This is a genomic window from Burkholderia sp. Bp8992 (genome assembly GCF_003853705.1).
In the GTDB taxonomy this organism is placed as follows: Bacteria; Pseudomonadota; Gammaproteobacteria; order Burkholderiales; family Burkholderiaceae; genus Burkholderia.
The window spans coordinates 15,281-32,561 of record NZ_QTQI01000002.1 but is presented as its reverse complement, the minus strand read 5'-3'; the positions used below and the strand labels follow the sequence as shown (position 1 = coordinate 32,561).

Genomic DNA, 17,281 nt, shown 5'->3' with positions numbered 1-17,281 from the left:
CGGGCACGAGCCCGTATCTGGTCGAACAATAAAATCCATTTGCCAACCACACGCACAGAGGCACATCGTGAAAATCGCCAGAATGAGCATCAAGACAAAACTCCTTGGCGGCTTCGGCCTGCTCGCCGCGGTCGTCGTGATCGTGTCGGGCGTGGCCCTCAAGGCACTGTCCGATACGAATGCCGAGTTTTCACGCTACATGAACGGCATCAACGCGCGGGCGAACCTGTCCGCGCAAATCCGCACCGCCGTCGACCGACGCGCGATCGCCGCGCGCAACCTCGTACTCGCGACCAAGCCGGCCGACGTCGAGGCCGAACTCGCCGACGTGAACCAGGCGCACAAGGACGTGCAGGAGCATCTCGCGAAGCTGAAGGACATGATGGCGAACGCGACCGATACGTCCGATCGCGCACGCGAGCTGGTGGGCGACATCGTGCGCATCGAAGGCAGCTACGGGCCCGTCGCGCTGCGCATCGTCGGGCTCGCACAGGCCGGCAAGAAGGACGAAGCGATCGCCGACATCGACGACAATTGCCGCCCGCTGCTCGCCCAGCTGGTGCGTGCGACCGACGCGTATGCCGCCTATACGCATGAACGCGAACTCGCGATCGCGCAGCAATTCGCAGACCGCTACGCGATGGAGCGCAACCTGCTGGCCAGCATCTGCCTGATCGCGGTCGTTGTCGCCGCCGCCGGCGGCCTGTGGCTGACGCGCAAGATCACGGTGCCGATCGGCTCGGCCGTGGACGTCGCACGCACGGTGGCGGACGGCGATCTCGGCAGCCGCATCGACGTGAGCGGCAACGACGAAACGCGCGACCTGCTCGACGCACTGCGGACAATGAACGAGCGGTTGATCGGCATCGTCGGGCGCGTGCGCGATTCGTCGAACAGCATCGCGCACGCGGTGAGCGAGATCGCGTCGGGCAACCTCGACCTGAGCCAGCGCACCGAGGAACAGGCCACGTCGCTGCAGGAAACCGCCGCGACGATGGAGGAATTCACGTCGACGGTGCGGCTGAACGCGGAGAACGCGCAGCAGGCGAGCACGCTCGCCGCGAACGCGTCGGACGTCGCGCAGCGCGGCAGCTCGGTGGTCGGCCGCGTGGTCGACACGATGACGGAAATCGGCCAGAGCTCGTCGAAGATCGCCGACATCACGGGCATCATCGAAGGCATCGCATTCCAGACCAACATCCTTGCGCTGAACGCGGCCGTCGAGGCCGCACGCGCGGGCGAACAGGGCCGCGGCTTCGCGGTCGTCGCGAGCGAGGTGCGCAGTCTCGCGCAGCGCTCGTCGACGGCAGCGAAGGAAATCAAGGAGCTGATCTCCGCGTCGGTGCAGACGATCCAGGACGGCTCGGCGCTCGCGGGCGAAGCCGGCAAGACGATGGCCGACGTCACGCAGGCCGTCGCGCGCGTGACGGACATCATGGGCGAGATCGCGGCTGCATCGGCCGAACAGAGCCGCGGGATCGACCAGGTGAACCTGACGATCACGCAGATGGACGAGACGACGCAGCAGAACGCCGCGCTCGTCGAGCAGGCCGCGGCCGCATCGAAGTCGCTCGAGGCGCAAGGCCGCGAGCTGTCCGAAACGGTCGCTGCATTCCGGATGCCGTCCGGCACGCACGCGACGTCGCCGGGTGCGCATGAGGCCGGCACGCATCACTGGCAGCCGGCCGTCGTGTAACCGATACCGATACGGCCGCAAGACGGGGAAGCGCACGCTGTTCCGCCTGCCCGTCTGCGTGCCGCATGCGCACACCGTGCGATGCAGCAGCGCATCGTCGTCCGGTGCGGCCGTATTCATGCACGGCGTCGCGCATTGCCGATCCACGACACGCGACCGTGCAGGTCCTCCGCACGCCGTTGCGCACACTGCGTTTGCCGCATCGCGCAAATTTCGATCCCGCCCGGGTATCGTGTGTTGCCATACCGCCGTCATGGAAATCGCGCTGCATTCGCGCCCGCCCCGCTCGCCGATACAGACTTTTAAAACGAGCGAATGACGAGTATGCTTAAAAAAGCACTCCCCGTTCGGACGGCGAATCGCGTGCCCTGACTCCCGTCCGTTCGCATTGCGGCCCCATCGCATCGCGCACTACGCGCCGATGGCGGCGTCTGCTTCTCGCGCCTTGGCCGCACAAATCTTCCCCCAACAATCGTCAGGAGAGCTGGTGAGCCGACTCGTCGTCGTATCCAATCGCATCGCAGATCCCCGTAAAGCCGCGGCCGGCGGCCTCGCGGTCGCCGTGAAGGACAGCCTGCAGGAAACCGGCGGCGTATGGTTCGGCTGGAGCGGCAGGCTACGCGGCGGCGACGATCAGCCCGCGCATGGCGACGACGTGCAGGTCCAGAACGTCGGCGGCATCCAGCTCGCGACGATCGATCTCGATCCGCAGGATTACGACGCGTACTACCTCGGCTATTCGAACAACGTGCTGTGGCCGGTGTTTCACTACCGGCTCGATCTCGCGCAGTTCGACCGGCGCTTCGCCGACGGCTACCGGCGCGTGAACCAGTTGTTCGCGCGCAAGTTGCGCACGCTGCTGCGGCCCGACGACACCATCTGGGTTCACGACTACCAGCTGATTCCGCTCGCGGCCGAATTGCGCGCGATGGGCTGCACGAATCCGATCGGCTTCTTCCTGCACATCCCGATGCCGCCGCCGCCGATCATGGCCGCGATCCCGGAGCACGAATGGCTGATGCGCTCGCTGTTCGCGTACGACCTCGTCGGCTTCCAGACCGAATCGGACCTGCTTCACTTCGAGCATTACGTCGAAGCGGAAGCCGGCGCCGCGCGGCTGCCGGACGGCCGCCTGCAAGCGTTCGGCCGCACGCTGTCGGCCGGTGCGTTCCCGATCGGCATCAACGTCGACGAATTCGAGTCGCTCGCACGCGATCGCGACGGCCTCGACATGTTCGAACGGATGCGCGATGAATATTCGCGCCGTCAACTGCTCGTCGGCGTCGACCGGCTCGATTACACGAAAGGCCTGCCGCAGCGCGTGCATGCGTTCCGCCAGCTGCTCGAACAGTATCCGGAGAACCGCAACCGCGCGACGCTGATCCAGATCGCGGCGCCGAGCCGCGAGGATCTCGGCGCATACGACGACCTGCGGCGCGAGATGGACAGCCTGTGCGGCGCGATCAACGGCGACTACGGCGAACTCGAATGGATGCCGATGCGCTACATTCACCGCACCGTTGCACGCAAGCGCCTGCCGGGCCTGTATCGCGCGAGCCGCGTCGCGCTCGTCACGCCGCTGCGCGACGGGATGAATCTCGTCGCGAAGGAATTCCTCGCCGCGCAGGACGCGGCCGATCCCGGCGTACTCGTGCTGTCGCGTTTCGCGGGCGCGGCCGAGCAACTGAAGTCGGCGCTGCTCGTCAATCCGTACGACACGCAAGGCACCGCGCAGGCGATCCAGCGCGCGCTCACGATGCCGCTCGAAGAGCGCCGCCAGCGTCATTCGGCGCTGATGGCGATCGTGCGCAAGACCGACGTGCACTGGTGGCGCACGCGCTTTCTCGACGCACTCGCCGAAGCGGCCGAAGTCGCGGCCGCGGCCGAATCGTGACGCGCTGACGCACGCCGCCGGCAAGTCGGCGCGACGCGTTCAGCGATCGGGCTCGTGCGGCCGCCCGTATGAGACGAAGTCGCGTTCGACCGCGGAGGCCTGTTCCGTCTCGATCGCCCCGCCCCGCGCGCCGGCTTCGTCGCCGGGCGCCGCCGACGTGGCGGACGGCGGCTCGATGCCCCCGTCGATCAACGCCTGCAGCGCGTCGCGTTCGAGCACCTCGCATTGCAGCAGCCGTCGCGCGATGCGTTCGAGCGCTTCGCGGCGCTCGCCGAGCGTCGCCGCGACTCGCGCATGCGCATCGGCCAGCAGCGTGTGCACTTCGTCGTCGATCATCCGCGCCGTGTGCTCGCTGCAGCGGCCGTCGCCCGGATGCCACGCACCGGGCATGCCCTGGCGCGCATCGCCGTCGTCGAACGTCGCGAGCCCGATCTTCTCGCTCATCCCGTACTGCATGACCATGTGGCGCGCCATCGCGGTCGCGCGTTCGAGATCGTTCTGCGCACCGGTCGAGACGTCGCCGAACACGAGCTCTTCCGCGACGCGCCCGCCGAGCAGCGCATCGATCCGGTCGAGCAGTTCGCTCCGGCGCAGCACGTAGCGATCCTCGGTCGGCACCTGCTGCGTATAGCCGAGCGCGGCGACACCGCGCGGAATGATCGACACCTTCTTCACCGGGTCGCAATGCGAGCGGCTTTCCGCGACGAGCGCATGGCCGGCCTCGTGATACGCGATGGTCAGCTTCTCCTGCGCGTTCATCACGCGGCTCTTGCGTTCGAGGCCCGTCAGCGCGCGGTCGATCGCCTCGTCGAAGTCGGCCATGCCGATCGCGGGCTTGCCGAGCTCGGCCGCATGCAGCGCGGCCTCGTTGACGACGTTCGCGAGATCGGCGCCGACGAAGCCCGGCGTGCGCGATGCGAGCTCGCCGAGGTCGACGTCGGCCGCGAGCTTCACGCGCTTCACGTGCACGCCGAGAATCTGCCGGCGGCCGTTCACGTCGGGCCGGTCGATCGCGATGTGGCGATCGAAGCGGCCCGGGCGCAGCAGCGCGGGATCGAGGATCTCGGGACGGTTCGTCGCGGCCATGATGATCACGCCCGAGCCGGCCTGGAAACCGTCCATCTCGACGAGCAGCTGGTTGAGCGTCTGTTCGCGTTCGTCGTTGCCCGACATCGGGCCGACGCCGCGCACCTTGCCGAGCGCATCGAGCTCGTCGACGAACACGATGCACGGCGCCTTCTGCTGTGCCTGCTCGAACAGGTCGCGCACGCGCGCCGCGCCCACGCCGACGAACATCTCGACGAACGCCGAGCCGCTGATCGAGAAGAACGGCACGGCCGCCTCGCCGGCCACCGCGCGCGCGAGCAGCGTCTTGCCCGTGCCCGGCGCGCCCACCACGAGCACGCCCTTCGGGATCTTGCCGCCGAGCCGCTGGTAGCGGTCGGGATTGCGCAGGAATGCGACCAGTTGCTGCAGCTCGGCCTTTGCTTCGTCGATGCCCGCGATGTCGTCGAACGTGATGCCGGTTTCCTGCTGCACGTACACGCGTGCACGGCTCTTGCCCATCCCGGTGAAGTCCTGCAGCCCGCCGCGCTTGCGCAGCATCATGTTCCACACGAACACGAACAGCACGAGCGGCAGCAGCCACGACGCGAGCCCGGCGATCCAGCCCGTGTCGGGCGTGCCGTGATAGCGGATGCCGGCGGCGGTCAGCGTGTCGGTCAGGTGCTCGTCGGTCACGCGGTTGGTCGTGAAGCGCCACGGTGCGCCGACCTGCTGCACGGCAGCCGCTTCGGATGCCGGCAGCATCGTGCCGGCCTGCGGCATCTTCAGCGTGCCCGAGATCGACGCGGGGCCGACCTCGAGATCGTCGACGAGCCGTGCGGCGACGAGCTTGTGGAAATCGCTGTACGCGATCGATGCCGACGTCGGATGCAGCATCAGCAACTGCGCGGCGAACAGCACGAAGAAGCCCGCCGCGATCAGCAATCCCGGGTAGTCGAATTTCCTGTCCATGACATCGGGCCGGCCTCGTGTGCTGCGCGGCGTGCGCTCACACGGGCACGCGCGCGCAACCGGCACGCGGCATCGGCGGCCCTGCGAAAACGGCATCCATCCGCGCCATCGTCGCCTCGCTGTGTCGCCTCGTTTCGTCGCATCGACGACGCCGCGGCGACGCCATCGGCCGGCGCCGCCGGGCGATCCTCGCCCGGGCGGCACGCCGCGACGCGCCGCCCCTGCATCCAGTCTAGTTCGCGCGCGCACGTCCCGCATCGCCCGCCGCACGCGTCGATACATCCGACGAACGGCTTTCGTTCCCGGCACGCGGCGCGTTATAGTCGCGTTCGTGACATTTTTATGACAATACGGCTGCCCGCGCTTGCCGCGCCGCGCCCGGCATTGCATGCCGTCACGCATCGCGGCAGCCTGAGCGGCGCCGCCGCGCATCGAACGACACCGCCCACCCGACATTCGAGGAGCCCACGACGTGACCGATACCCCCGATCGCCCCGACGACCTTCCCGCCGATCCCGACCGCCGCCGCATGCTCGGCGGCCTCGCCGCACTCGGTGCCGGTGTCGCGCTCAGCGGCTGTGAAACCACCGCCGGCAGCGCACCGCGCTCGGCCGCCGACCTGCGCATCGACGAAGCGTTGCGCCAGCGCGTGCGCCACATCGTCGTGATCTACGCGGAAAACCGCAGCTTCGCGAACCTGTACGGCGATTTCCCCGGCGTGCAGCATCCGCTCGGCGACGTGCGGCCCGAACACGCGCAGCAGCTCGACCGCGACGGCAAGACCCCGCTGCCCGTGCTGCCGAAGATCTGGGGCGGGCTCGTGCCGCAGGCGCAGGAAGTGGACGGCAAGCGCTACGCGATCGCCGAGCGCGACATCGACAAGCTGCCGAATGCGCCGTTCCGGATCGCCGATGCGCAAGGCAACCCGCTGCCGAACGGCGTGATCACGCGCGACCTCTGGCACCGCTTCTACCAGAACCAGATGCAGATCGCCGCCGGCCGCAACAACCAGTTCGCCGCGTGGGCCGATTCGGGCGGCCTCGTGATGGGCCATTACCGCAACTCGGCCGATTCGCTGCGGCTGTGGAATCTCGCACGGCAATACACGCTGTGCGACAACTTCTTCATGGCGGCTTTCGGCGGTTCGTGGATGAACCACATGTTCCTGATCTCCGCGCAGCCGCCGCTGTACCCGGACGCGCACAAGCATCCGCATGCGGCGAAACTGCTGTCGAAGGTCGAAGGCGACGATCCGGCCGGCACGCGCCTGAAGCTCGCCGACGATTCGCCCGCGTCCGCGCTCGACGGCCCGCCGAAGTTCGCGGTCGACGGCCCGCTGACGCCGGACGGCTATGGCGTGAATACGATGGCGCCGCCGTACCAGCCGAGCTACGTGCCGCCGCCCGATCCGGGCAACGCCGCGTATGCGGATCCGGCCGACCATCGCGTGATGCCGCCGCAGGGCTATGCGACGATCGGCGATCGCCTGTCGGAAAAGAACGTCGACTGGGCGTGGTACAGCGGCGCGTGGCAGTACGCGCTCGAGCACCGCGACACGGGCACCGTGCCGGATTTCCAGTACCACCACCAGCCGTTCAACTACTTCGTGAACTACGCGCCGGGCACGGAAGCCCGCCGCCGGCACCTGCGCGACGCGGGGCTCGGCGACGAGCCGTCGACCAACCGCTTCATCGCCGACATCGACGCGGGCCGCCTGCCAGCCGTCACGTTCTACAAGCCGCAGGGCAACCTGAACATGCATGCGGGCTATGCGGACATCGAATCGGGCGACCGTCACATCGCGACCGTGATCGACCATATCCGGCGCGGCCCGCAATGGGAAAACACCGTGATCGTGATGACGCACGACGAGAACGGCGGCTGGTGGGATCACGTCGCGCCGCCGGTCGGCGACCGCTGGGGCCCCGGCTCGCGGATTCCGGCGCTCGTGATCTCGCCGTTCGCGAAGCAGGGCTTCGTCGATCACACGCTGTACGACACGAACTCGATCCTGCGCTTCATCAGCCGCGTGCACGGGCTCGCGCCGCTCGACGGCGTGGTCGCGCGCGACAAGGCGTTCGCCGCACGCGGCGCGACGCCGCCGGGCGACCTGACGAACGCGCTCGATCTCGGCTGACCGCCAGTCAGCCGCCTGACCGGCGCGCTACGCGGCGCTGCGCAACGCGTCGCGCCGCGCCTGCGCCGCATGGCGGCCGGCCTGCCGGCCGAAGAACGTCGAGTCGGCCAGCGACAGCCCCGAGCTGTATCCGGCGCCCCAGCGCGGCAGCCCGCAGGTCGTGCGGCCGGCCGCGTAGAGGCCCGGCACCGGCGCGCGCGCCGCGTCGAGCACCTGCCCGGTCGGCAGCGTGTCGAGCCCGCCGAGCGTGAAGTGCGGGTAGAACGCGTAGTCGATCCGGCAATCGAGCGCGACGAACGGCGGCTCGATCAGCGGCTGCAGCCACTTCTTCGCCTTGTGGAACAGCGGATCGGCGCCTTCGGCCGCATGGCGGTTGTACACGTCGACGGTCGCCGTCAGCGTGCCGGCCGGCATCTGCAGGTCGCGCTCGATTTCTTCCCACGTCTCGCCGGCCGCCGCGATCCCGATCCGCGCGATCGCGGGCGGCTCCTGGTAGGTCGCCTGGTCGACCAGCAGGTAGATGCGATCGCCGGCCTGGTGAAACGCATGATGGCCCGTGCGGCCGTGATAGCCGTCCTCGTTGATGAAACGCTGGCCGCGCGCATTCACGAAGATCCCCTTGATCAGCGATTCGGGCGCGTAGAACGGCAGGCTGACGAAACCCTGGTCCATATGGATCGCCGCGCCGCCCACGCTCTGGCCGAGCAGGATGCCCGAGCCGTCGTCGCCGGGGCTGCCGATCGGCTCGTCCGAGCGCAGGAATTGCGGGGCATGCCGGCGCACCATGTCGCGGTTCATCGCGAAGCCGCCCGCGCACAGGATCACTGCGCCGCGCGCCCGCGCGAACACCGTCTCGCCGTACGCACGCAGCACGGCGCCGCACACCGTGCCGCCGTCGTCGACGATCAGCGCGAGCGCGCGCGTGTCGTAGCGCGTCGCGACGCTGAGCGCCGCCACGCGTTCGGCCAGCACGCGCATCAGCAGCTGGCCGCCGCCCCAACCCGGCCATTGCGGCGTATGGCCGCGCGGACACGGCTTCGCGGCCTCGCTGAACGGCCAGGCCTCCTCGCTGCCGGACCAGATCAGGCAGTCGTCGGTTTCCGGCTCGACGATCCGCTCGGCGATGAACGTGTTCTTGTAGGTCAACCCCTGCGCGACGAGCCAGTCGTGGTGCGCGAGGCTCTCGTTCGCGTAGAGGCGCACCTTCGCCTCGTCGGCGTCGCGGCCGCCCGCGAGCATCAGGTAGCGGTACAGATCCTCGGTGTCGTCGGTGAAGCCGGCCTGCCGCTGCGCAGGCGTGCCGCCGCCGCCGAGGTAGATCTCGCCGCCCGACAGCGCGCTCGTGCCGCCGTAGCTCGATGCGCGCTCGACGATCAGCGTGTCGGCGCCGGCGCTCGCGGCTTCTATCGCGGCGCACGCGCCGGCCGCGCCGAAGCCGACGATCACGACATCGTGTTCGGCGTCCCAGCGATGTACGTCGCGAAGGTTCAGGGGGCGAGTCAGGGAATGGTCGGATGACATGAGGATGGGTCAGCGTGAAGGGAATCTGCGGAAAGCGGTGGTCGTGGCAGCGGCTTGCCGGGCACGCGGCAGTGCGAACGCCTGGCACGTACGGTGTGCTGCCCGAGGGAAATCAAACGATGTGAAGCCGAACCGGCGACTCGATCGGGCGCCGCACGCAACGTGCGACACCCGGAACTCGTCGACTGCGGCCCATGCGCGTCGCAGCGCGGCGCACCGCCGCTGGCGTCACATGCCGCGCAACGCGGCGAAACCGAAGTGCGACGGATCGATCGGCACGCACGCGGTCGGCAAGCCGTTCGGATCGACCGAGCGGCATTGCAGGATGCCGGCCGCGTACGGCGGCGACGGGACCGCGTCGGCAGCGTATCGCGCCATCGCCATCGCAGCGAACGTGCCCATCGCCAGTACGCACAGCTTGCGAGTCGTCAGTCTCATGATCGTCGTCCCCTCCGGTTGGCCGCTGGTGCGGTTCGTGTCCGGCGCGCATCGCTTGCGGCACCGGATGACTGCACGGTAGCCAGCGCCCGGCCGGCGGCCATCGTCCGTTTCGACTAGGGACAAACGCTGAAAGGAAGTCGCACGCCATGCGGCGTCGCAACATCGTCGGCGGCGAATCCGCGTGCGGCCAGCAAACGCGCCGCATCGAACGCCTTTACCGACCTGCCGTGCGAATCGTCAGACGCATGCCGCGCATCGGACGCTGCGTCGCAGCAGCGCCGCCACGTCGCGTTGCGCCCGCCTGCCGGACCCGGTGTTTTCCCCGACCTTCGCCCTGCTCCGTATGGACGATGAGTATCGATCGGTCCGATGCGAACCTGCGCATCGACGTCGCACGCACTCGCGACGCGACCCGGCATCACGTGCACGACCAGTCCGTCACGCTCGTCGGTGGCGAAGCCGATGCCGAGACCTAGGGCGTCGCGTGCGACGTGTACATGCGCGGCGACGTGCAGCGCGCGGTCGACGAAGTCGTCGCGCATTGCCGCGCGCAATAGGCGACGCGGATGCGAAAACGTCCCGCCGCCGGCAAGCGCTGCCGGCGACGGGACGTCAAGGGCGATGCGTCGATACGGATCGTCAGGCGCCGATGCGCTGCGCGATCTTCGTCATGGTTTCGGTCAGCTCGGCAGGCAGCCGCAGCTTCAGCGTATCGAACAGTTCCGCATGCAGCTTCAGCTCCTCGCGCCATTCGTCGGCGTTCATCGACGTCACCGCATCGAACTGGTCGCGTGTGAAATCTAGGCCGTCCCAGTGCAGGTCTTCGTATGCCGGCGACACGCCGAACGCATGCTCGCCGCCGCCGCCCGTACCTTCGAGACGATCGAGCATCCACTTCAGCACGCGCATGTTCTCGCCGAAGCCCGGCCACACGAACTTGCCGTTCGCGTCCTTGCGGAACCAGTTCACGCAGTAGATCTTCGGCAACGTCGCGCCCGTGGCTTCGAGCTGCTTGCCGAGTTTGAGCCAGTGCGCGAAATAATCGCTGACGTTGTAGCCGCAGAACGGCAGCATCGCGAACGGATCGCGGCGCACGATGCCCTGCTGGCCGACTGCGGCGGCCGTCGTTTCCGAGCCCATCGTCGCGGCCATGTACACGCCTTCGACCCAGTCGCGCGCCTCGGTCACGAGCGGTACCGTCGTCGAGCGGCGGCCACCGAAGATGAACGCGTCGATCGGCACGCCGGCCGGGTTCTCCCAGTCGTCGTCGATCGACGGGCATTGCGCGGCCGGTGCCGTGAAGCGCGAATTCGGATGCGCGGCCTTGCGGCCGGCTTCCTTGGCCGTTTCCGGCGTCCACGGGTTGCCCTGCCAGTCCGTCAGCTTCGCGGGCGGCGTGTCGGTCAGCCCTTCCCACCACACGTCGCCGTCCTCCGTCAGCGCGACGTTCGTGAAGATCACGTTTTCCTTCAGCGTGGCGATCGCGTTCGGGTTCGTCTTCACACCGGTGCCCGGCGCGACGCCGAAGAAGCCGGCTTCCGGGTTGATCGCATACAGGCGGCCGTCGCGGCCCGGCTTCAGCCATGCGATGTCGTCGCCGATCGTCGTGACCTTCCAGCCTTTGAAGCCCTGCGGCGGGATCAGCATCGCGAAGTTGGTCTTGCCGCACGCGGACGGGAAGGCGGCCGCGACGTGATACTTCTTGCCGGCCGGCGACGTCACGCCGAGGATCAGCATGTGTTCGGCGAGCCAGCCCTGGTCGCGGCCCATCGTCGACGCGATGCGCAGTGCGAAGCACTTCTTGCCGAGCAGCGCGTTGCCGCCGTAGCCCGAGCCGAAGCTCCAGATCTCGCGCGTCTCGGGAAAATGCACGATGTACTTGACCGGGTTGCACGGCCACGGCACATCCTGCTGGCCCGCTTCGAGCGGATGGCCGACGCTGTGCACGCACGGCACGAATTCGCCGTCCTCGCCGAGTACGTCGTACACGTCGCGGCCCATGCGCGTCATGATCCGCATGTTCACCGCGACGTACGGGCTGTCGGACAGTTCGACGCCCACGTGTGCGATCGGCGAGCCGAGCGGGCCCATCGAGAACGGCACGACGTACAGCGTGCGGCCGCGCATCGAGCCGCGGAACAGCCCGTTGAGCGTCTCGCGCATTTCGGCCGGCTCGATCCAGTTGTTGGTCGGGCCGACGTCGTCGCGCGAAGCCGCGCAGATGAACGTGCGATCCTCGACGCGCGCGACGTCCGACGGATCGGATTGCGCGAGATACGAGTTCGGGCGCTTCGCCGGGTTCAGGCGCTTGAGCGTGCCCTGGTCGACCATCGCCTGGCACAGCGCGTCGTTTTCTTCCTGCGAACCGTCACACCATACGACGCGCTCGGGCTCCGTGAGTGCCGCGATGCGCGACACCCAGTCGATCAGCTTGCGATGTTTGACGAAAGCCGGCGGAGCGATCAGCGGGCCGTGTGTTGCTTCGGCCATGGTGTTTTGCGACATGGGGATGTCTCCAGATTATTGGACGGGGATGGGGATGCGGGGCAAGCCCGCGAGATGGGGGATGCGATTGGAGCGCAGGAGGAGGCAGCGCGCAGGACGAGACGCGCGAGCGGAACGCGCGTCGATGCCGCGATGCGTGCGAGAGAAGGTGAAGTCTCGTTAGAGGGTGCGAACGCGAGTTTCGCCATGCAAGCAACCTGCCATACAACTCCATTCCGGCCAGCATACCATCGCCGTTATTGGACAAGCATTGCGTTGCAACAAGAAACAACTGTGACGGCGAACCGGCACGCGCGTTGCAGGCAGGTCTTTTTTGCAGCCGTCGTCGCGTGCGCTTTGGGGACGAAACGGCCGGGACGTCCGTCCGCTTTGGGTTTCGCGGGAGCGGCAATTTCAGTGTGCCGCGCCCGCGCGAAGCGAACGCGAATGCGCACCGGGCGAATTCGCGTTTTCGCTATTCAGGCAAACCCCGAAATAGGTTGCGCACACAAACATCGTGATCGAATGCCCGGTACGCGCCCCTGCTCAAAACGGCGCGCCGGGCAATCCGGGGTAATACGCGCCCGCCGCCATCCCGCCGTCGACGGCCAGTTCGGCACCGTTGCAATACGACGCTTCGTCGCTCGCGAGGAACAGCGTCGCGCGCGCGATTTCTTCAGGCAAGCCGACGCGCTGCTGCGGCACGTTCGCATAGTGCCGGTTGATTTCCTCGAGCGGCGCGCCGGTCGGGTTCGACATCGCGGTATTCACGCCGCCCGGATGGATCGAATTCACGCGCACGCCCTGGTGGCCGAGTTCGAGCGCCGCGACCTTGGTCAGCCCGCGCACACCCCACTTGCTCGACACGTATGCGGCCAGCGCGTTCACGCCGCGCAGCCCGTCCACCGACGAGATGTTGACGATCGCCCCGCTCTTTTGCGCGATCATGTGCGGCGCGATCGTACGGATGCCGACGAACGTGCCGACCAGGTTGATCGACACCGCGCGTTCGAAATCGCGCTTCGACAGCTCGGTGATGCCGCCGAACGTCAGCACGGCCGCGTTGTTGACGAGCACGTCGATGCGGCCGAACTGCTCGACGGTCGCTTCCGTCACGCATACCCAGCTGGCTTCGTCGGCCACGTCGAGCCGCATGAAGCGCGCCGCATCGCCCAGTTCGCGCGCGAGCGCTGCGCCTTCCGCATCGAGCACGTCGCCGATCACGACGCGCGCGCCCTCCTCGACGAACAGCCTGCACGTCGCCGCGCCCATGCCGCGCGCGCCGCCCGTGACGATCGCTACCTTTCCTGCCAGTCGACCCATGTCGTCCTCGCTTCGATTCCGGTTTGCCGGCAACCGTGCGCATGCAGGCGCGCAATTGCCGAATTCATGATTGATTGGCACCGGCCGTATGCCGTCAGCCCCAGTACGCCTGCCCGCCGTCGAGCGGCAGCGTCGCGCCCGTCAGGTACGCAGCGTCGCGGCTCGCGAGAAACACGATCGCGCGCCCGATGTCCTGCTCGCAGTCGCCAACGCGGCCGAGCGGAATCGTGCGAAAGAACGCAGCGGCTTCCTGCGGATTCGCGCCGACCCAGCCCTTCAGGCCCGGCGACAACGCGTGCGGCGCGACCGCGTTCACGCGGATGCCGTCCACGCCCCATTCGCATGCGGCCGCACGCGTCAGCGCGCGAATCGCTTCCTTCGTCGCCGCATACGCGCCGTACCCGGACGCATCCCAGCGCACCGCGGCCGACGACGCGAAGTTGACGATCACGCCGTCACCCTTCAGATGCGGATGACATGCGCGCATCATCCGCAGCGTCGCGATCGGCCCCGATTCGAGCCCCGCCATAAAATCCGCGTCGGTCACGTCGAGCAGGCGGCCGAGCGGCACGACCTGCGCGTTGTTGATCAGGATCTGCACGCCGCCGAACCGCTCGACGACGGCATCGACGCACTGCGCAATCTGCACGGTGTCCATCACGTCGCACACGAACGGCTCGGCCACGCCGCCGCGTGCGCGAACGGCCTCGCACGTGACGAGCAGCTTGTCGCGTGTACGGCCGACCACCGCGACGTGCGCGCCTTCGGCCGCCAGCGCATGTGCGACGCCCTGGCCGACGCCCTGCCCCGCGCCCGTCACGAGCGCGACCTTGCCCTTCAGGAGGTCCATGCGCGCTCCCTAAGCGACGATCGCCGGATGGGCCTGCACGGGCCCGCCGAGCAGCTCGCGATACGACGGCGGCTGCTTGCCGTCGAGATCGGCAATCCCGTACTGCAGCGCGGCTTCCGCACCGACGAGCACCTGCCCCGACAGCGCCATGCGTTGCGGATCGCCGTGGATCGCATGAATCACGCGGCCCGTGAATTCCGGGCTTTCGGCGACGAGCGAGAATTCCTTGTAGAGATCCGGATGTGCTTCCCACACGCGCGTCGTGCGCTCGGTGCGCAGCGGGCCCATCCAGATCGACACGGCCGCGACGTCGAACGGCTTCAGGTCGACGGCCATGTCCTTCGCGAACTTGTCGACGCCGGATTTCTGCGCGCCGTACGCCGCGCCATGCATGTAGCAGCTCGCGCCGAACGACGACGTGAACGCGATCAGCCCGCTGCGGCGCTTCGCCATCAGCGGCGCCGCATGCCAGCTCGCGACATACGCCGAGCGCAGCCCGACGTCGAGGATGTTCACGAGGTCGAGCGACTTCTCCCAGAACGGGCCCGGCAGGATCAACTGGTCGTGCAGGCAGGTCGCGTTGTTGACGAGGATGTCGAGCCGCCCGCCGTCGCGCTCGACGCGCTCGAACAGCGCCTTCACCTGCGCATCGTCCGCGTGGTCGCAGGCCACCGCGATCCCGCGGCCGCCGAGCGCGTCGATCTCGCGTGCGGTCTCGTGGATCGTGCCGGGCAGCGGTGCATCGCCTTCGCGCTGCGAGCGGCCCGTCACGTAGACGGTCATGCCGGCCGCACCGAGCGCGCGCGCGATGCCCTTGCCCGCGCCGCGCGATGCGCCCGTCACGACGGCGACCGGCGCATCGTGGTTCCGTGTCATGTTCGATGTCTCCTGTGGAATGTTCGCCACGACCGTGGCAATCGCGTGCGTCAGGCGGCCGGCGGCTGCGCGCCGGCGAACAGCACGCCGGGTGCATCGCCTTCGTAGCGGGCCGACAGCGTCGACGTGACGACGCAGCGCGTGGCCGCGATCTTCCATTCGCCGTCGATCTTCCGGTACGCGTCGTCGTAATACGCGCCGAGCTGCGTGAGCGTGCGCGCGTTCGTATCGATCATCTGGTAGTGCAGGCCCCACGTGCCGCGCGCATGCATGTCGTCCAGCACGGCGATGTCGGGATTCACGCCGTGATGCATCTCGACGATGTGCGGATGACAGCCGAGCTGCTCGAACACGTCGACGAGCGCGTCGCGCGTGGAGAATGTGCCGATCCGCCCGTAGTCGATCTGCACGGGGCCGGCGACGAAGCAGTCGCGCATCCCTTGCGGATCCTTGCGATCGCAGCACGTGAAGTAGCGCGCCTTCAGCCGGCGGATCGCATCGACGTCCTCGAGCCGGCGCACGCGAGTTTCCAGCGATTCGATGAGGGTCATTCCGTCTCCTTGTTCGGTGCCGGCGCGGTTCGAAGGCCGCGTCGACGCCACGTTACCGCCGCGCGATGCGTCGGCCATCACCCGTTCGGATTAGCGGCCTGTTCACGCATGAGGGTTTCGTCCGAACAGACGATGTGATGCAGGCGGCTTCGTTCCTACCATCGAACGACACCACCACGAGACACGGCGATGGACGACACGACCCGCACGCTCCACGAGTACGAGCAGATCCGGCAGTTGAAGTATCGGTATTTCCGCGCGGTCGATACGCACGACTGGGCGCTGCTCGCGGCGTGCCTGACCGAGGATTGCGAGGCGCGGCTGTATGGCGGCCGCTATGTGTACGACGGCCGCGACGCGTTCGTGTCGAGCCTGCGCGACCTGATCGGCAAGCCGACCTTCCTGACGATGCATCACGGCCATCACCCGGAACTCACGCTGGTGTCCGCCGATCATGCGTGCGGCGTGTGGTTTCTCGAGGATCACGCGATCAATCTCGAGGACAACTACCTGCTGCACGGTACCGCGTTCTACGACGACCAGTACGTGAAGCGCGACGGCGTGTGGCGCATTCACGCGACGCGTCACGAACGGCTGTTCGAAACCGTCACGTCGCCCATCCCGCCGTCGTGCACGCTGACCGCGAACCGGTTCGCACCCGGCGCGCATCAGGCGGCCGGAGCGGCCGACACCGCTTCCTGAACCGCGGCGGCAGCGCCGCCGATCCCGTCATTCCCTCTGGAGCCGGAGCAATGGAGAAAGTCATTTACGTGTTGTGGCGCGATACGCAGGCTGCGCCCGACCAATGGAACCGCACGGTGCGCGCGCAGCTCGCCGACACGCTGCTGTCGCTCGGTGTGCACGGCGTGCAGGTGAACGTCGTCGATGAAGATGTCGCGCCGGCCGCCGCCCTGAAGCAAACCAGCACGCACCCGGGCATCGACGGCATCGTCGCGGTGTGGATGGACAGCGCGAACGCGATGTTCCGCCAGCCGTTCGACGACGCGGTGCGCGCGGCAGTCCCGCACATGGCCGCGTATCTCGTCACCGAGTCGCAGCCGATTCCGAACACGCGCTTCCCCGCGCGGCCCGGCGAGCGCACGGCCGGCTTCTCGCAGCTCGCGTTCCTGAAGCGGCCGCCGCGTCTCACGCACGAAGCGTGGCTCGACGTGTGGCACGGTCATCACACGCGCGTCGCGATCGATACGCAGGACAATTTCCTGTACGTGCAGAACGTCGTCGTGCGCGCGCTCACGCATGCGGCGCCCGGCTACGACGCGATCGTCGAGGAATGCTTCCCGGCCGCGGCCATGACCGATCCGCACGCGTTCTTCGATGCGGTCGGCGACGAGGAAAAGTTCCAGCGCAACGTGGCCGAAATGATGGACAGCTGCGGACGCTTCATCGATTTCGACAAGATCGACGTGGTGCCGACGAGCCAGTACGTCGTGAAGGCCGTGCGCGGATGACGCGCCAGAATCGGGCGGATAAA

14 protein-coding genes are annotated in these 17,281 nt (G+C 68.0%); 5 read left to right on the top strand and 9 right to left on the bottom strand.

The features are described from left to right. The first annotated feature begins 82 nt into the window (after positions 1-82). Complete coding sequence (locus DIE03_RS03045) at positions 83-1,696, top strand: methyl-accepting chemotaxis protein (protein WP_124447359.1); 1,614 nt, start codon at positions 83-85, stop codon at positions 1,694-1,696. Between the two features lie 487 nt (positions 1,697-2,183). Next, a complete protein-coding gene (otsA, locus tag DIE03_RS03040; RefSeq protein ID WP_124447357.1) occupies positions 2,184-3,590 on the top strand; it encodes an alpha,alpha-trehalose-phosphate synthase (UDP-forming) in 1,407 nt (468 codons plus the stop codon). A 39-nt stretch (positions 3,591-3,629) separates the two neighbouring features. Here the strand turns inward: otsA and ftsH are convergent, their stop codons facing one another. Then, complete coding sequence (ftsH, locus tag DIE03_RS03035) at positions 3,630-5,606, bottom strand: ATP-dependent zinc metalloprotease FtsH (RefSeq protein ID WP_124447355.1); 1,977 nt, start codon at positions 5,604-5,606, stop codon at positions 3,630-3,632. A 472-nt stretch (positions 5,607-6,078) separates the two neighbouring features. Between ftsH and DIE03_RS03025 the strand changes: the two genes are divergently transcribed. Then, a complete protein-coding gene (locus DIE03_RS03025) occupies positions 6,079-7,743 on the top strand; it encodes an acid phosphatase (protein WP_124447353.1) in 1,665 nt (554 codons plus the stop codon). Between the two features lie 27 nt (positions 7,744-7,770). On the opposite strand, the gene DIE03_RS03020 is transcribed toward DIE03_RS03025, so the two are convergent. The 8 genes from DIE03_RS03020 to DIE03_RS02980 all read right to left on the bottom strand — a co-directional run bounded on the left by DIE03_RS03020 (position 7,771) and on the right by DIE03_RS02980 (position 15,789). Beyond that, entirely contained in the window at positions 7,771-9,264 is a 1,494-nt protein-coding gene (locus tag DIE03_RS03020) for an FAD-dependent oxidoreductase (protein WP_124447351.1), read from the bottom strand. 228 nt (positions 9,265-9,492) lie between these two features. Then, positions 9,493-9,702: a hypothetical protein gene (locus DIE03_RS03015; protein ID WP_124447349.1), complete on the bottom strand. Its 210-nt coding sequence runs from the start codon at positions 9,700-9,702 to the stop codon at positions 9,493-9,495. 116 nt (positions 9,703-9,818) lie between these two features. Next, on the bottom strand, positions 9,819-10,247 hold the full coding sequence (locus DIE03_RS03010; protein WP_124447347.1) for a hypothetical protein: 429 nt from the start codon (positions 10,245-10,247) through the stop codon (positions 9,819-9,821). A 97-nt stretch (positions 10,248-10,344) separates the two neighbouring features. Then, positions 10,345-12,210, bottom strand: a complete 1,866-nt coding sequence (locus DIE03_RS03005; protein ID WP_124447345.1) for a phosphoenolpyruvate carboxykinase (GTP) — start codon at positions 12,208-12,210, stop codon at positions 10,345-10,347. 525 nt (positions 12,211-12,735) lie between these two features. Beyond that, positions 12,736-13,512, bottom strand: a complete 777-nt coding sequence (locus DIE03_RS02995) for a glucose 1-dehydrogenase (RefSeq protein ID WP_124447343.1) — start codon at positions 13,510-13,512, stop codon at positions 12,736-12,738. Positions 13,513-13,606: 94 nt separating this feature from the next. Continuing rightward, the gene (locus DIE03_RS02990) at positions 13,607-14,362 is read right to left on the bottom strand and encodes an SDR family NAD(P)-dependent oxidoreductase (protein WP_124447342.1); all 756 of its coding nucleotides are present in this window, start codon (positions 14,360-14,362) and stop codon (positions 13,607-13,609) included. A 9-nt stretch (positions 14,363-14,371) separates the two neighbouring features. After that, on the bottom strand, positions 14,372-15,238 hold the full coding sequence (locus DIE03_RS02985; RefSeq protein WP_124447340.1) for an SDR family NAD(P)-dependent oxidoreductase: 867 nt from the start codon (positions 15,236-15,238) through the stop codon (positions 14,372-14,374). Between the two features lie 50 nt (positions 15,239-15,288). Further along, positions 15,289-15,789, bottom strand: coding sequence for a nuclear transport factor 2 family protein (locus tag DIE03_RS02980; protein WP_124447338.1), 501 nt, complete (start codon positions 15,787-15,789; stop codon positions 15,289-15,291). Positions 15,790-15,978: 189 nt separating this feature from the next. On the opposite strand from DIE03_RS02980, the gene DIE03_RS02975 reads away from it, so the two are divergent. Further along, positions 15,979-16,491: a nuclear transport factor 2 family protein gene (locus DIE03_RS02975; protein WP_124447336.1), complete on the top strand. Its 513-nt coding sequence runs from the start codon at positions 15,979-15,981 to the stop codon at positions 16,489-16,491. Between the two features lie 50 nt (positions 16,492-16,541). Next, positions 16,542-17,258 carry an EthD domain-containing protein gene (locus DIE03_RS02970; RefSeq protein ID WP_124447334.1) on the top strand — a complete coding sequence of 239 codons (717 nt, stop codon included), beginning with the start codon at positions 16,542-16,544 and terminating at the stop codon, positions 17,256-17,258. The last annotated feature ends 23 nt before the right edge of the window (positions 17,259-17,281 follow it).

Bases quoted from the DNA above. Each gene is read 5' to 3' on its own strand.
- DIE03_RS03045 (WP_124447359.1), top strand. From the start codon at position 83: ATGAGCATCAAGACAAAACTCCTTGGCGGCTTCGGCCTGCTCGCCGCG.
- ftsH (WP_124447355.1), bottom strand. From the start codon at position 5,606: ATGGACAGGAAATTCGACTACCCGGGATTGCTGATCGCGGCGGGCTTC.
- DIE03_RS03020 (WP_124447351.1), bottom strand. From the start codon at position 9,264: ATGTCATCCGACCATTCCCTGACTCGCCCCCTGAACCTTCGCGACGTA.
- DIE03_RS03015 (WP_124447349.1), bottom strand. From the start codon at position 9,702: ATGAGACTGACGACTCGCAAGCTGTGCGTACTGGCGATGGGCACGTTC.
- DIE03_RS03010 (WP_124447347.1), bottom strand. From the start codon at position 10,247: ATGCGCGACGACTTCGTCGACCGCGCGCTGCACGTCGCCGCGCATGTA.
- DIE03_RS03005 (WP_124447345.1), bottom strand. From the start codon at position 12,210: ATGTCGCAAAACACCATGGCCGAAGCAACACACGGCCCGCTGATCGCT.
- DIE03_RS02995 (WP_124447343.1), bottom strand. From the start codon at position 13,512: ATGGGTCGACTGGCAGGAAAGGTAGCGATCGTCACGGGCGGCGCGCGC.
- DIE03_RS02990 (WP_124447342.1), bottom strand. From the start codon at position 14,362: ATGGACCTCCTGAAGGGCAAGGTCGCGCTCGTGACGGGCGCGGGGCAG.
- DIE03_RS02985 (WP_124447340.1), bottom strand. From the start codon at position 15,238: ATGACACGGAACCACGATGCGCCGGTCGCCGTCGTGACGGGCGCATCG.
- DIE03_RS02980 (WP_124447338.1), bottom strand. From the start codon at position 15,789: ATGACCCTCATCGAATCGCTGGAAACTCGCGTGCGCCGGCTCGAGGAC.
- DIE03_RS02975 (WP_124447336.1), top strand. From the start codon at position 15,979: ATGGACGACACGACCCGCACGCTCCACGAGTACGAGCAGATCCGGCAG.
- DIE03_RS02970 (WP_124447334.1), top strand. From the start codon at position 16,542: ATGGAGAAAGTCATTTACGTGTTGTGGCGCGATACGCAGGCTGCGCCC.